The sequence below is a fragment of the Acidithiobacillus thiooxidans ATCC 19377 genome (genome assembly GCF_009662475.1).
Classification (GTDB): domain Bacteria; phylum Pseudomonadota; class Gammaproteobacteria; order Acidithiobacillales; family Acidithiobacillaceae; genus Acidithiobacillus; species Acidithiobacillus thiooxidans.
The window spans coordinates 2,877,156-2,890,455 of record NZ_CP045571.1; the positions used below are offsets into that span (position 1 = coordinate 2,877,156).

A 13,300-nucleotide genomic window follows, 5' to 3' on the forward strand; every position below is an offset into this window, starting at 1 on the left:
GTCAAAGCACCGTGGTTTCTGAAATGAGCGGATTTGGTAATCATGCACTTAGGTAAAAATTACGAGGTTGCTGTCTAATGTCTTCAGCCATTCAGGTACTCATACCGGTCGCCGACGGCTTTGAAGATATGGAAGTCGTTATTTGTAGTGACATTCTGCGCCGTGCCGGATGTCAGGTGACGATCGTCGCGTTGCGCCCGGGGCCGGTCACCGGTGGTCGCGGCCTCTGCCTGATCCCCGACACCACCTGGGATGAGCTGGCCGCTACCGAGGTGGACGTGATTGTGCTTCCCGGAGGAGCAGCCGGCGTTGAAAACCTCGAAAAACACAGCCCTCTTCGGGAGTTGCTGCTTCAGCGGAAACAGCAGGGGAAACTGATTGCGGCCATTTGTGCGGCACCGGGTTTGCTGGCCCGCCAACACTTGTTGGAAAACCGCCATGTAACGGCCTACCCGGGAGTGCTGGATCCGCTCAGCAAGGAATATCATTATGAAAGTTCTGCCGTAGTCGTTGATGGTCCACTAATCAGTTCACGTGGTCCCGGTACGGCTATGGACTTTGCCCTTACCTTGGTGGAACTCCTTCTGGGTCCTGAAAAAAGACAGGAAACAGAAATTCCACTGCAACGTAGTTCCTGCTAACACTTCCCCTTTGTCTGTGACTATGGATAATAGGGGAGCATTACTTAACCTGAAGGAAAATTTATGAAACTTCGCGCGGTCATTCTTGCTGCCACTCTCAGCGCTTTTGCAGTACCTGCTTTTGCTGCTCCTGTAGCCACTGTCAACGGTACCCCCATCGACAATAGTGAAGTCCAGGCCATCATGTCCATGAGTCCGGCGCTGGCCAAAGAGCCCAATGCCCACGAGCAGGTCGTGCAGAATCTGGTCAACATGGAAGTCCTGTCCCAGTATGCCACCAGCCATAACCTGGCTCAGTCTCCTGATGTCAAAGAACGACTGGCTATGGCCAAGCGCCAGATATTGGCAGATGCCGCTGTAGATCAATATGTTCAGGAGCATCCAGTTCCCGAATCCGATATTCAGGCGGCGTACAACAAATTTGTGCAGGCCATGGGCAAAAAAGAATACGAAGTCCGGCATATTCTGGTCAAAACCAAGGCAGAAGCCGACAAGATCATGGCTGAACTCAAGGCTGGCAAGAAATTTTCAACCTTGGCAGAAAAAGACTCCATCGACAAGGCCAGTGCAGCCCATGGCGGCGAACTCGGCTGGATTGTTCCTGGTATGGTGGTACCGCCTTTCGCCCAGGCTATCGAAACCGCGCCGATTGACAAGCCTGTAGGTCCGGTACAGACCCAGTTCGGCTACCATGTCATTGAAGTACAGGCGACGCGTGCTCTGACCCCGCCGCCTCTGAGTGCCATGAAGGATCGTATCAAGGCCCAGCTTTCCCAGCAGGAAGCCGCCAAGTTCGTATCCCAGCTGCGTAGTCAGGCGAAAATCAACATTACCAAGTAATTGCAGCAGTTTTGCATCTGCTGGCGCCGGGATTTTCCCGGCGCTTTTTTTTGTCGGTGCCCGCCCCCATATCCAATCGAGCCTGAGCTGTTTGTTTAAGCGGTTTCGCCTTGCCAGCGGTCGGGGCAGACGCCACAATGGAGGCAGACAAAGTAAATCATGGAGCTTGGGAAATGAGTAAAACGCAGCATCGCCGCAGTACGATCCTGGAGCGTGATCCGAAGACGGAAGAGCCGAGGATGTACAAGGTATTGCTGATGAATGATGACTTCACGCCGATGGATTATGTCGTGCATGTTCTTGAAGCCTATTTCCATAAACCTCATGAGGAAGCCGTTGCGGTGATGATGTCCGTACATCATCAGGGTAAGGGTCTCTGCGGTATATTCCCTTATGATCTGGCCGAAACCAAGGTCGCACTGGTCACGGCAGATGCCCGGCAACACCAGCACCCACTCCGCTGCATCATGGAAAAGGAGTAATCCCGATGATTGACAAGGCCTTGGAAAAATCCATCAACCAGGCATTTCAGATTGCCCGTCAATACGGTCATGAGTATGCGTCGGTAGAACATTTGCTGCTGGCTCTGCTGGACAACCCAGAAGGGCTGGATGTACTCAAGGCCTGTGGCGGGAATGCCGAGCATCTATCCATGGAATTGCAAAACTTTCTGGAGCGCAAGGTGCCCGCCATGGGCCCCGCCGGAACCGTCAACACCCAGCCCTCCGTAGGGTTTCAGCGGGTCATTCAGCGCGCCCTCTACCATGTCCAATCCGCAGGCAAGGATGCCGTTTCCGGGGCCAATGTTATTGTCGCCATGTTTGCCGAGCGCGAATCTCATGCGGTTTACTTCTTGCAGAAAGAACACGTTACCCGACTTGACGTTGTCAACTATCTGGCGCACGGAATGCGCAAGGATGAAGCCATGGACGAGGAAGAAGAAGAAGTCGAAGGGAGTACCGAAAAAAAGGGCAACAGCAAGGACCCTCTGCAGGCTTATGCACGCAATCTCAATGCTATGGCCCGTGCCGGACGCCTGGACCCGCTGATCGGGCGTCAGGAGGAAGTCATCAGAGCCTTGCAGGTATTGGCGCGTCGCCGCAAAAACAATCCCTTGTTTGTCGGCGAACCGGGGGTCGGCAAGACGGCTATTGTGGAAGGCATTGCCAGAGCCATTGTCGCCGGGAAAGTGCCGGAAATGCTGGAGAATGTCACGATTTACGCGCTGGATCTGGGTGCCCTGATTGCCGGATCCCGCTATCGGGGAGATTTTGAGGAACGCCTCAAGGCGGTTTTGAAAGCGCTGCGCAAACAGCCGGGCAGCATTCTCTTCATTGATGAAATTCACACTCTGATTGGTGCCGGAGCAGCCTCCGGAGGCGCCATGGATGCTTCCAACCTGCTCAAGCCGGCGTTGGCCTCCGGCGAGCTCAAATGCATTGGCGCCACTACTTATCAGGAGTTCCGCCAGCATTTCGAGAAAGACCGGGCGCTTACCCGGCGCTTCCAGAAAATTGATGTTCCAGAGCCCTCTCAGGAGGAATCTGTGCAAATACTACGCGGACTGAAAGGTCAGTTTGAGCAGCACCACAATCTCCGCTACACCGATACGGCGCTGCGGGCAGCAGTGGAGCTTTCGGTCAAGCATATTCATGATCGCCATCTGCCTGACAAGGCCATTGATCTGATTGACGAAGTGGGTGCAGCTCAGGCATTACTGCCTCCCTCGCGGCGGAAAAAAAGCATTGGCGTCCACGACATTGAAGAAATGGTGGCCCGCGTAGCGCGCATTCCCGGCAAAAATGTTTCTTTAGATGATCGTCAGGCGCTGAAAAATCTGGAAAGAGATCTGGGTCTGGTCATCTACGGACAGGCAAAAGCCATTCATGAGCTTTCCGCAGCCATCAAAATGGCCCGGGCCGGGCTCCGGCATCACGAAAAACCGGTGGGCACATTCCTGTTTTCCGGACCCACTGGCGTGGGCAAAACCGAACTCAGCCGCCAGTTGTCCAGCCTGCTGGGTATCCCGTTATTGCGCTTCGACATGAGTGAATACATGGAGCGCCATACGGTATCCCGTCTCATTGGCGCGCCTCCGGGTTATGTGGGGCATGATCAGGCCGGTCAACTGACGGAAGCGGTCAGTCGTAACCCCCATTCCGTGCTGCTGCTCGACGAAATTGAAAAAGCCCATCCGGATATTTTCAATGTATTGCTCCAAGTCATGGACCACGGCAAGCTGACCGATGCTGGCGGTCGTTCGGTAGATTTCCGCAATGTCGTCCTGATCATGACCACCAATGCCGGCGCCGAGACCCGAAACAAGGCCAGCATTGGCTTCATGAAGCCCGCAGAACTGGAAGGTGGTCAGGAAATGGAAACCATCCGGCGGGTATTTTCACCGGAATTCCGAAATCGTCTGGATGCGGTTGTGCCCTTCAGCGCCCTGTCTCGGGACACCATTCTTCATGTGGTCGACAAATTCATCATGGAACTGGATGAGCAACTCCTCAGCAAGGGATACAGTCTCGAAATCAGTCCTGAACTCCGGCAATGGCTGGGCGATAAGGGCTATGATCCGCAAATGGGCGCACGGCCCATGGCGCGCGTCATTCAGGAACACCTGAAAAAGCCTCTGGCCGAGCATATTCTTTTTGGAGATCTGCCCAAGGGCACCCGGATCAGCGCCACATTGGAAGATGGTGCAGTGAAGTTGCGGATTCCCGAAGCGGTGACCCAGGAATGAAGCTGAAAACAGCAGAGGGTCCGGCGGCTTTGCCGCAATTTTGGCCCGTACCGTTAGCACAGAAAGCCTCCGGGCCCTCTGCCAAATTCTGGATACTTCGATAAATCATGAGCACTTACGGCTTTCATTTTGACAATAGCTACGCCCGCGAACTGGAGGGATTTTTCGCCCCCTGGCAAGCGGCAATGGTGCCTTCCCCACATATGTTGCTTCTCAACCATGCTCTGGCGACGCAACTGGGACTGGACGCTGCCGCCCTGGAGAGTGACCAGGGCGCTGCTATTTTTTCCGGCAATGAAATTCCGCAGGGTGCGCAGCCTTTGGCCCAGGCTTATGCCGGGCATCAGTTTGGCAATCTATCCCCGCAATTGGGAGATGGTCGAGCCTTGTTGCTGGGTGAACTACTCGACCCGAACGGTCGGCGCTGGGACCTCCAGCTCAAAGGCTCCGGACGCACCCCTTTTTCGCGCGGTGGGGACGGCAAAGCAGCCATTGGCCCCGTACTCCGGGAATACCTCATGGGTGAAGCCATGGCCGCGCTCGGCATTCCCAGCACCCGTGCACTGGCGGCCGTCAGCACCGGTGAAATTATTCATCGCGACACGCCTCTGCCCGGTGCCATTTTGGCCCGTGTTGCTGCCAGTCATATTCGCGTCGGTACTTTTCAGTTTTTTGCGATTCGCAATGATCAGGAAAAAGTCAGGCAACTGGCCGATTATACGATTGCCCGTCATTATCCTGCAGTACAAAGCGTTACCAATCCCTATCTCGCCCTGTTTAATGCCGTCGCCGACCGGCAGGCAGCGCTGCTTGCCCGCTGGATGCTGGTGGGATTCATCCATGGCGTCATGAACACCGATAACATGAGCATTGCCGGAGAGACCATTGATTACGGTCCCTGTGCTTTCATGGACCGCTACGATCCTGCCGCCGTATTCAGCTCTATCGACAGTCAGGGACGCTATGCCTACGGCAATCAACCGCTGATAGCCCAGTGGAATCTGACCCGTTTTGCGGAAACTCTAGTCGAACTGGTTGATCCTGACAGCGAGGTCGCCATTCACCAGCTGACCGCAGCCATCAACCATTTCCCGAAAGTTTATGCAGATTACTGGTTACAGGGTATGCGGGCCAAACTGGGCCTACACACAGAGGAAGAACAGGACCAGGAATTGGCCCAGGACTTTCTGACGACGCTGGAAGGTCGATCCGTGGATTATACGCGGGCATTCCGGAGCCTCTCGGCAGTAGTCTTGGGGAACCCTGCAGCGTTGCGCAGCCAGTTTGACGATGCCGAAACTGTGGATGCCTGGTTGCAACGCTGGCAGGATCGTCTGGCACGGGAACCCATGCAGGCTGAGGAAATAGCGCGAGATATGGATCAGGTGAATCCCATCTATATCCCGCGCAATCATAAAGTGGAAGAAGCCCTGAATGCAGCCACCCAAAACCGCGATCTCGGTCTTTTCCGCCAGCTGCTCGAAGTCCTCGCCGAGCCCTTTACTGAACGCCCCGGTCTGGAAAGCTACGCGCAGCCCGCACCCGAAAGCTTCGGAGTTTACAAAACCTTCTGTGGCACCTGAGTGCTGAGAAAATCCAGAACGCGCTGAACCTGTGCGTGGATTTGCTCATAAGCGTCTGAAGGAGCATCCAGCATCTGCTCCACACTCTGAATGGTCGGCTGATCGGGAATAATTTCATCCGCACAGTGCCGGATCAGGGCATCAATGCTGAACGCCGTACTTTCCAGGTGGAATTGTAATCCTATGATTTGATTTCCTATCTGAAAAGCCTGATTCTCACAGGCGGCGCTATGGGCCAGACGGGTCGCTCCAGGCGGCAAATCAAAAGTCTCGCCATGCCAATGGAAAGCCTGTATTTGCCGGGGAAATTGAAAATGATCGGCGTCAGATACTTCCGCATATACGGGAAACCAGCCAATCTCCTTCTGCTTGCCCGGAACAACCTGCGCCCCGCAGACATTAGCAACAAGCTGCGCACCCAGACAAATGCCCAGAATCGGCAAATCCGCTGCTATGGTTTCACCAATAAAGCGTTTTTCCGCAGACAACCAGGGATAAGTCGCTTCATCGTGAATACTCATTGGACCACCGAGAATAATCAGTAAATCAAACTCTGTGGTTGCTGGCAATGCGCTATTTTCATAAAAGCGCGTCCAGGACACTCTGGCTTTGCGGTCCTCAAGCCAGGTTTCCATACTACCCAGTCCTTCAAAAGCCACATGCTGGAGAACATGAACGCGCATCGCTGAAAATCCTCCTAAGATATTTCTCCCGACCCTTGAGATTATGCCCTGAATGGGGAGGATTCAACTGAAAATGTTTTTGATTGAATTAAAAACATAAGCCCCGTCAAATCCGGATGAACCTGACGGGGCCATGACTACAGCACTTAGCAGCCCTTATTTTTTAGGGGCTTTAGCCATCCGTAAGTAGGGCAGCTTGATATTGATATCGCCAAACTTGTCTTTGGCCTGTTCATCATTGAGGGACAGCGCCACGATCACATCCTGACCGGGTACCCAGTTGGCCGGGGTGGCAATCGGCACCCCATCGGTAATCTGAATGGCATCCAGAGCCCGCAGAATTTCCGCAAAGTTGCGGCCTACTGACATGGGGTAGAGCATGGTGAGCCGTATTTTCTTGTCGGGTCCGATGATAAATACCGAGCGAACCGTTGCCGTATTGGCTGCCGTCCGGCTGTCCGGAAGATAGGCATCCGCAGGGAGCATGTCGTAGAGCTTGGAAACGTGCAGAGAAGTGTCATCGATAATCGGGAAATCGGCAGGTGCGCCAGCAAAGGCTTCAATATCCCGCTTCCACTTTTTGTGCTCTTCCACATTGTCCACGGAGACGCCCATGACCTTGGTGTTGCGTTTGGCGAATTCGGGAGCCAGTTGGGCTACCGCACCAAATTCGGTGGTGCAAACCGGGGTGAAGTCACGCGGGTGGGAGAAGAGAATGGCGTAGCTATCGCCAATCCACTCATGGAGATTAATCTTTCCGGCTGTGGAGTCAACGGTAAAATCTGGAGCAACATCATTAATACGAATCGTCATCTGAGTCATCCTCTCTATATAACCAACGAAGCAACGGGTCAGGAACTGCTCAACTTCACTACGGGGGTCAATATCCCACAACGGATTTAGACTGTCAATATATATTTTATTAGTTAAATAGTAGACTAATTATAAATTATGAGTTCAAGCACTACGCCAGTAGGGAGCCAATAACAAAGCCTCTGGCACCAGCGTCTTGATGGCGGCAGGAATTTCGAGGGTTAGACCGGGGCGAGGGCGTATACTCACCCAGAGCAAATTGGTGCGCATGTTCATATCTGCAAATACCACCCAGGCATCATAATGTTTGAGTACTGCATTGATAATACGCAAGGTATGCTGCTGACGCAGGCCGCTACGATCCCGTAATCCGGGGATAAGCATACGAAAATCAGCGAGAAGATGACCGTTTTCGTCACGACTGGGAACCCTTCGCCAGAGCGGCACGTCAGGGTGCAGGGCGGCATGAAAGGAGTTTTTCAGGCCTTTTTGTTGCGGTTGCCGGGATACTGGCGGTGCTGCAGACATGGGGTTGTCTCCTGCATGTGCGAGTCACCTCCCTAGTCTGCCTGCTCTGCCTAGGGGCGGCAAGCCCCGGCAGAGCAACGCGATGAAAAAACCTAACCGTGTCTTTTGACGTCGGCTTCGATGATTTTGCGGGCTTCGGCCAAGTTAGCCCAGTCCTTCATTTTCACCCATTTGCCTGGCTCCAAGTCCTTGTAATGTTCAAAGAAATGCCGAATCTGCTGACGAATGTTTTCCGGCAGATCTTCGACATCGCGAATGTCCGCATAGCCTCCAGCCACCTTTTCATGGGGTACGGCGACAATTTTTGCATCTATACCGTGTTCATCTTCCATCATCAGTACACCAACCGGACGCGCCCGAATCACCGTACCGGGAGCCACCGGCTGGGGTGACCAAACCAGACAATCGGTGGGATCACCATCATCAGACAGGGTGTTGGGAATAAATCCGTAATTGAGAGGGTAGTGCATGGCAGTGAACAGAAAACGATCCACAAAGACTGCGCCCGCTTCTTTATCCATTTCATACTTGACGGAAGAACCCTGGGGGACTTCAATCACCACATTGATATCATCTGGCAAGGACTTACCAGCCGGTATTTTTTTCAGATCCATACGACACTCCTTGAGGTTGGTTTAAGAAAAAAGGGTACGCACCCGCTCCAGATCAGCTACCGTATCAACCCCAGATGCCGGGGCTTCTGCTGCGCAATATACCGCAATTTGCACGCCGCGCTCCAACGCCCGCATTTGTTCCAGGGATTCAATCTGCTCCAGGGCACTGGCGGGCCATTGCGCATAATCCTGGAGAAATCCAACGCGATAAGCATATAGGCCCAAATGGCGCCACCAATTTCCGGAATCAGGAAGAGCTGCTCCCGCCCGCAGGGGAAATTGCTCCCGGTACCAGGGAATAGGCGCGCGGGAAAAATACTGGGCATGGCCCAGATCATTGCGGATCAGTTTCACGACATGAGGATCTGCCAGTTCATCCCAGTGCCCAATGGGAACAGCAGCCGTAGCCATCTGCAAGCCGGCATCGTCCAGTAATAGTTGGGCCGTAGCCTGCAAAAGTGCGGGATTCATGCCGGGCTCATCTCCCTGCAGATTGACGATAATTGCCTCCGCAGGCAATTCCAGCAGACGCGCAGCTTCGGCAAGACGTTCCGTACCGCAAACATGGGCCGTGGACGTCAGTACTGCTTCGCCATCGTAGCTCTGTATACATTCAACGATTTCCGGATGATCAGCGGCAACAACAACCCGGGAAGCTCCACTTTCGAGCGCCCGGCGCCGTACCTGTTCAATCATGGGCAAACCACCAACATCCAGCATGACCTTGCGCGGCAGGCGCGTAGATGCCAGGCGCGCCGGAATAAGCACACAAAAACTCATGCGGGTTTATCCTCGTAGGGCTTGGCTTCATCCAGTAAAAGAACAGGAATATCATCGCGAATGGGATATTGCAGATGACAACGCGGGCAACACAGGGACTGACGCTGGGCACAAGGTTGCAGACTCCCTTTGCATTGGGGGCAGGCCAACAAATCCAGCAAACGACGATCAATGCTCATGGTTCCTCCAGTTTGATAGCGCCCTTTCCAGCCAGGGCATGAAATCCGGTGCCAGTTCGGCGCTAATCCGCAAGGCCCAATCATCAGGCTGCGCAAATTTCCGACATTTTACGGCATCTTTTTCGGTCATGACGAGGGGGCGCGACAGTGCCTCAAGATCTACCCGCGTAAATACATGATGATCCGGAAAAAACCGGGCATCTGCATCTACGTCCGCCCCCAGAGTAGCCAAGGTATCCACGAAGCGTTGTGGGCGGGCTATTCCCGTAACCACCGTCCAGTGTTCTCCGGTCAGACTGTCCAGGCTGCGGGTAAGTTGTGGATCCGCAACCGCCTGTAAATCCTGAGGACGCACCTGAAAACCGAATTGGGGGGGAGATTCAGTCTGCGCCAGGGCACTGGCTGCGGCAGCATCCACCAGCAAGGCGTCAGCCGCCGCCAGGGCCACCCGGGGCTCGCGCAATGGCCCAGCGGGAAGACAGTAGCCGTTGCCAAAAGGCTGCTCTCCAGACATCACCAGCAGCCGCAAGCTCGGATGCAAGGCAAGGTGCTGGAAACCATCATCCAGCAAAGCGAGATCAAAGCCGTCGGCTACGGCTGCAGCAATAGCCTGGTGACGATCGGGACAAATGTATACCGCCTGGGTTTGATGCTGCAGTTGCGCCAGGAGCAGTGGTTCGTCACCGGCACGCTCGGGAGAATCATGCGCCTGAACCCGATAGGGCCAATGCGGTGGATGCGCGCCGTAACCGCGACTGATGATGGCAACCTGCCATCCAGCCTGCTGCAGCACCTGTGCCAAGGCTGCCACCAAGGGCGTCTTGCCACTGCCGCCCACACTCAGGTTGCCGACCACAACGGTCGGAATATCTGCTTCCCGACCATGGATATGGCGCCGCCGCCAGGTGGCAACCGCGCCCGTCAGCCCCCCCAGCGGTCGTAAACTCGTGGCGAGCCAGCCACCCTCTTGCCATTGCTGTTCGAGGGTCTGGCGGAAACTCACCAGTCAAAAACCCGCTGCAAAAATTCCGGAAGACGTTCTCCCGCCAGGCGTCGCTCCTGCCAGAAAACCCGGCGGGTTGCGTCGCCGCGTTGCCGTGCTTGCATCACATCGGCATATAGATCCTGCCAGTGCTGAAGCACCTGACTGGGATTATTGAGGACTTGCACAGCACCGGCTTCGAGTTGTCGGGCGGCATTGAGGACAACTCCGGGGTGCACGCTCACCGGTCGGGAGCCCGCATAAACCTGCCACTGCAGGAAAGGTGCGGCAGACTGCAGATGCACCGCCTGAGCAGCCGCCGCCAAGGCGGGATACCAGCGGTCTTCATCCACGGCCAGGACAGAACCGGCGGGCAGGGGCTGACGCGGCCATTTTGATAACAGCGGTAAGTCTTCCGGCCTTTCAGCTCCACCCAGAAACAGCAACCCCTGGCGAGAAAGTGGCGAAGCCGCCCAGGCCTGGCGCCAGTCCTGCCATTGTTTTCCGGTCAAACCCTCCACCCACCACAGCAATCCCTCATCCGTACCACTGATCATGCTGCGGAAATTGGGGTCGACCTGGGCAATGGTAAAAAGCGTCGCAAAATCGACCGGTTCCTGCAGCACCGCTGCGCTGACTTTACCCTGCCACTGCTCTGCCTGTTGCGCATCCCGGGGATATACGGCTTCGAGCAGAGTCGGCACAAGGTTTTTGGGGTCTGCAGCCATCAGCACGCTGGGGATTTGTCGCTGCTTCAGAGCAGCACTCAGCCCCTTGCGCGGCATCTGACCCAAGGCCAGGTAACGCAGCGGTTTGAGTTTATCCAGAGTCCGCTCCACAGCCTGAGCATGATCGCAGGGTCCAAAACCATAGCCCAGCCGCTCCAGGGATTCGGTATGCTGCTGCAATAACTGCGGATATTCCGTTTCAAAAGTCATGACCATACGCAGGTCCCGGCGTTTTTCAGCAATGGCTCTGGACAGCTCAATACCCAGACGCTGATTGTCGGGATCGCTGAAACTCTGCATCCAGAGAATAGGTCCGCGCTCACCGGGAGCTTTAATCCAGCCCCAGCGCGCATTGGCCTGTCCTCTGCGACCGGCACGGGCATCCTGCCAACTTGCCCAGCGGCCGCGCAACAAACCATTTTCGTAATAGCTCATAATTTAATCATACTCACGGCCCACCAGCGTGTCGGCCTGTTTGCGCAAATCAATCATGCTTGTTTCCAGTTGCTTCTGCAGCTCGGTTTGGAGAAGATCGTCGGCATTTCGGGGAATGTACAGCGCCTCACCCCAGGTAACGACAAGACGTGTTGCTAACCGGGGCAGCAAAAAACCATCCCAACTGGAAAAGCGCCTGGCTCGCCGCGCAGAATAACTCACCGGGATGATCGGCAGGCCGGAAATGCGGGCGAGATCAATGACCCCTTTCTGCAGCACCTCCCGAGGACCTCTGGGACCATCAGGAGTAATCGCCAGAGTTCGCCCACTCAGAGCAGCCTTGAGCATCCCTCTCCCCCCTTTTACCGCACCCCGACGCGTTGAGCCGCGTATGGCGGAATATCCCCAGTAAGCCAGGGTCATGGCAATGAGTTCACCGTCCCGATGTTCGCTGATGAGCACATCAATATCACGACCACCCACCCGTCGGTAAGCTTCCGTAATCATCACCCCGCGTCCATGCCAGAAGGCCAGAATAAAAGGTTTTCCAGCAACAATCAGTTGCCGCACCTGGGCATCGCCAAACTCTTCCCAGCGCAAAGTCGCAGATATACCCCTGATCAGATAGGCCGCCAGTCGGGCAGCCAAGCGCAGGGAACGCCCTTCCAGCCGCACTGCTCAGCGATTACTCAAAGTGGCAAAACTGATCCGGGTCAGCCCCGCTTCCTGGGCCGCATCCAACACATCAATCACATATTGCTGCGTGGTGTTTTTATCCGCACGCAACACAATCACGCGTTGCGGATCTTTTGCCGCAAGAGCCTTGAGCCGTCCCAGCAAATCCGTCATGGGCACGGGCTGCTTGTCCATCTGCACCTGTCCAGTGGCGCTGAGATCAATCGTGATGGGCGTTTTCGGCAAACCGGCGGCGGCCTGCTGGGCTTTGGGTAATTGCATGGATAAATGGGATTGATGCTCAAAACTGCTGGTCACCATAAAAAAAAGCAGCAGCACCAGCACGATGTCGACCATGGACACCACATTGATGTCGGGCTCTTCATTGACGCGCGGGCGCAGATTCATTTTCCTGCTCCTCCGGAAAGGGTGTTCACCACTTTCAGGGCTTCTTTTTCTATGGCCAGGACCATTCCATCTACTTGTCCCTTGAAATAACGATAGAACATCAGACTGGGGATGGCGACAATAAGACCGCTGGCAGTAGTAATAAGCGCCTCGGCAATGCCGCTGGCCAGGGCCTTGGGATCACCCGCCCCGACCATGCCAATGGCCGCGAAGGCATGCATGATGCCGAAAACCGTGCCCAGCAAACCCAGCAGGGGCGAAACCCCGGCAATACTTCCCAGAAAATTCAGGAAACGGTCGAGATGGGCGACTTCCTGGCGACCACTTTCTTCGACGGTTTCCTTGATGGCATCCCGGGATTGCCCTGCCTGTTGCAAGGCTACCAGCATCAGCCGCGCCAATGGGGTATCATTTTCATAGAGCAGCTTGACGGCTTGCTGCACTTTTCCCGACTCCACCAGATCAGTGACCCGGGGGGCGAGATCCTTGGGCGCAATGCGGGCCTTACGCAGGACCCAGAAACGGTTTCCGATAATCGCCAGGGCGATGACGGCCAGCAGAATCAGAAGGGGTAGGACAAAACCACCCAGTTTAAATAACTGCAGCAACTCCTGCACACCGCCTCCAGCATTCAATCAGATTGGACGAAGCAGGAATATAGCACA

Annotated in this window: 16 protein-coding genes; 5 read left to right on the forward strand and 11 right to left on the reverse strand. The window is 55.1% G+C overall.

Going from position 1 to position 13,300, the window contains the following annotated elements; genetic code table 11:
- The first annotated feature begins 77 nt into the window (after nucleotides 1–77).
- The 5 genes from GCD22_RS15120 (at nucleotide 78) to GCD22_RS15140 (ending at nucleotide 5,810) form a co-directional block, all read left to right on the forward strand.
- Nucleotides 78–641 (forward strand): DJ-1 family glyoxalase III, encoded by a 564-nt coding sequence (locus GCD22_RS15120; protein WP_031575713.1) that lies wholly within the window; start codon nucleotides 78–80, stop codon nucleotides 639–641.
- Nucleotides 642–704: 63 nt separating this feature from the next.
- Nucleotides 705–1,481, forward strand: a complete 777-nt coding sequence (locus GCD22_RS15125) for a peptidylprolyl isomerase (protein ID WP_024894842.1) — start codon at nucleotides 705–707, stop codon at nucleotides 1,479–1,481.
- A gap of 173 nt (nucleotides 1,482–1,654) precedes the next feature.
- Nucleotides 1,655–1,963: an ATP-dependent Clp protease adapter ClpS gene (gene clpS, locus GCD22_RS15130; protein WP_010642909.1), complete on the forward strand. Its 309-nt coding sequence runs from the start codon at nucleotides 1,655–1,657 to the stop codon at nucleotides 1,961–1,963.
- Between the two features lie 5 nt (nucleotides 1,964–1,968).
- Nucleotides 1,969–4,227 (forward strand): ATP-dependent Clp protease ATP-binding subunit ClpA, encoded by a 2,259-nt coding sequence (gene clpA, locus GCD22_RS15135; protein ID WP_010642911.1) that lies wholly within the window; start codon nucleotides 1,969–1,971, stop codon nucleotides 4,225–4,227.
- Between the two features lie 107 nt (nucleotides 4,228–4,334).
- Complete coding sequence (locus tag GCD22_RS15140) at nucleotides 4,335–5,810, forward strand: protein adenylyltransferase SelO (RefSeq protein WP_031575717.1); 1,476 nt, start codon at nucleotides 4,335–4,337, stop codon at nucleotides 5,808–5,810.
- On the opposite strand, the gene GCD22_RS15145 is transcribed toward GCD22_RS15140, so the two are convergent.
- The 11 genes from GCD22_RS15145 to GCD22_RS15195 form a co-directional block, all read right to left on the reverse strand.
- Nucleotides 5,786–6,493 carry a type 1 glutamine amidotransferase gene (locus GCD22_RS15145; RefSeq protein ID WP_031575719.1) on the reverse strand — a complete coding sequence of 236 codons (708 nt, stop codon included), beginning with the start codon at nucleotides 6,491–6,493 and terminating at the stop codon, nucleotides 5,786–5,788. The genes GCD22_RS15140 and GCD22_RS15145 overlap by 25 nt on opposite strands.
- 156 nt (nucleotides 6,494–6,649) lie before the next feature.
- Nucleotides 6,650–7,306 (reverse strand): peroxiredoxin, encoded by a 657-nt coding sequence (locus GCD22_RS15150; RefSeq protein ID WP_024894838.1) that lies wholly within the window; start codon nucleotides 7,304–7,306, stop codon nucleotides 6,650–6,652.
- A gap of 144 nt (nucleotides 7,307–7,450) precedes the next feature.
- Nucleotides 7,451–7,834 carry a hypothetical protein gene (locus tag GCD22_RS15155; RefSeq protein WP_031575721.1) on the reverse strand — a complete coding sequence of 128 codons (384 nt, stop codon included), beginning with the start codon at nucleotides 7,832–7,834 and terminating at the stop codon, nucleotides 7,451–7,453.
- Between the two features lie 92 nt (nucleotides 7,835–7,926).
- Nucleotides 7,927–8,448, reverse strand: coding sequence for an inorganic diphosphatase (gene ppa, locus GCD22_RS15160; RefSeq protein ID WP_010637163.1), 522 nt, complete (start codon nucleotides 8,446–8,448; stop codon nucleotides 7,927–7,929).
- A gap of 21 nt (nucleotides 8,449–8,469) precedes the next feature.
- Nucleotides 8,470–9,228: a 3-deoxy-manno-octulosonate cytidylyltransferase gene (kdsB, locus tag GCD22_RS15165; RefSeq protein ID WP_031575723.1), complete on the reverse strand. Its 759-nt coding sequence runs from the start codon at nucleotides 9,226–9,228 to the stop codon at nucleotides 8,470–8,472.
- Nucleotides 9,225–9,407: a Trm112 family protein gene (locus GCD22_RS15170; protein WP_010637160.1), complete on the reverse strand. Its 183-nt coding sequence runs from the start codon at nucleotides 9,405–9,407 to the stop codon at nucleotides 9,225–9,227. Before GCD22_RS15170 ends, kdsB begins: the two co-directional genes overlap by 4 nt.
- The gene (gene lpxK, locus GCD22_RS15175; protein WP_031575725.1) at nucleotides 9,397–10,410 is read right to left on the reverse strand and encodes a tetraacyldisaccharide 4'-kinase; all 1,014 of its coding nucleotides are present in this window, start codon (nucleotides 10,408–10,410) and stop codon (nucleotides 9,397–9,399) included. Before lpxK ends, GCD22_RS15170 begins: the two co-directional genes overlap by 11 nt.
- Complete coding sequence (locus tag GCD22_RS15180; protein ID WP_031575729.1) at nucleotides 10,407–11,552, reverse strand: hypothetical protein; 1,146 nt, start codon at nucleotides 11,550–11,552, stop codon at nucleotides 10,407–10,409. The genes lpxK and GCD22_RS15180 overlap by 4 nt, the downstream gene beginning before the upstream one ends.
- 3 nt (nucleotides 11,553–11,555) lie before the next feature.
- Nucleotides 11,556–12,200, reverse strand: coding sequence for a lysophospholipid acyltransferase family protein (locus GCD22_RS15185; RefSeq protein WP_226852279.1), 645 nt, complete (start codon nucleotides 12,198–12,200; stop codon nucleotides 11,556–11,558).
- Between the two features lie 30 nt (nucleotides 12,201–12,230).
- Nucleotides 12,231–12,635, reverse strand: a complete 405-nt coding sequence (locus GCD22_RS15190; protein ID WP_031575733.1) for an ExbD/TolR family protein — start codon at nucleotides 12,633–12,635, stop codon at nucleotides 12,231–12,233.
- Nucleotides 12,632–13,252, reverse strand: coding sequence for a MotA/TolQ/ExbB proton channel family protein (locus tag GCD22_RS15195; RefSeq protein ID WP_010637155.1), 621 nt, complete (start codon nucleotides 13,250–13,252; stop codon nucleotides 12,632–12,634). Before GCD22_RS15195 ends, GCD22_RS15190 begins: the two co-directional genes overlap by 4 nt.
- Between the last annotated feature and the right edge of the window lie 48 nt (nucleotides 13,253–13,300).

Excerpts from the sequence above, each read along its gene's own strand:
- GCD22_RS15150 (WP_024894838.1), bottom strand. The coding sequence starts at position 7,306 with ATGACGATTCGTATTAATGATGTTGCTCCAGATTTTACCGTTGACTCC.
- kdsB (WP_031575723.1), bottom strand. The coding sequence starts at position 9,228 with ATGAGTTTTTGTGTGCTTATTCCGGCGCGCCTGGCATCTACGCGCCTG.
- GCD22_RS15155 (WP_031575721.1), bottom strand. The coding sequence starts at position 7,834 with ATGTCTGCAGCACCGCCAGTATCCCGGCAACCGCAACAAAAAGGCCTG.
- GCD22_RS15190 (WP_031575733.1), bottom strand. The coding sequence starts at position 12,635 with ATGAATCTGCGCCCGCGCGTCAATGAAGAGCCCGACATCAATGTGGTG.
- GCD22_RS15140 (WP_031575717.1), top strand. The coding sequence starts at position 4,335 with ATGAGCACTTACGGCTTTCATTTTGACAATAGCTACGCCCGCGAACTG.
- GCD22_RS15145 (WP_031575719.1), bottom strand. The coding sequence starts at position 6,493 with ATGCGCGTTCATGTTCTCCAGCATGTGGCTTTTGAAGGACTGGGTAGT.
- GCD22_RS15170 (WP_010637160.1), bottom strand. The coding sequence starts at position 9,407 with ATGAGCATTGATCGTCGTTTGCTGGATTTGTTGGCCTGCCCCCAATGC.
- GCD22_RS15125 (WP_024894842.1), top strand. The coding sequence starts at position 705 with ATGAAACTTCGCGCGGTCATTCTTGCTGCCACTCTCAGCGCTTTTGCA.
- clpS (WP_010642909.1), top strand. The coding sequence starts at position 1,655 with ATGAGTAAAACGCAGCATCGCCGCAGTACGATCCTGGAGCGTGATCCG.
- GCD22_RS15180 (WP_031575729.1), bottom strand. The coding sequence starts at position 11,552 with ATGAGCTATTACGAAAATGGTTTGTTGCGCGGCCGCTGGGCAAGTTGG.
- GCD22_RS15120 (WP_031575713.1), top strand. The coding sequence starts at position 78 with ATGTCTTCAGCCATTCAGGTACTCATACCGGTCGCCGACGGCTTTGAA.
- ppa (WP_010637163.1), bottom strand. The coding sequence starts at position 8,448 with ATGGATCTGAAAAAAATACCGGCTGGTAAGTCCTTGCCAGATGATATC.
- clpA (WP_010642911.1), top strand. The coding sequence starts at position 1,969 with ATGATTGACAAGGCCTTGGAAAAATCCATCAACCAGGCATTTCAGATT.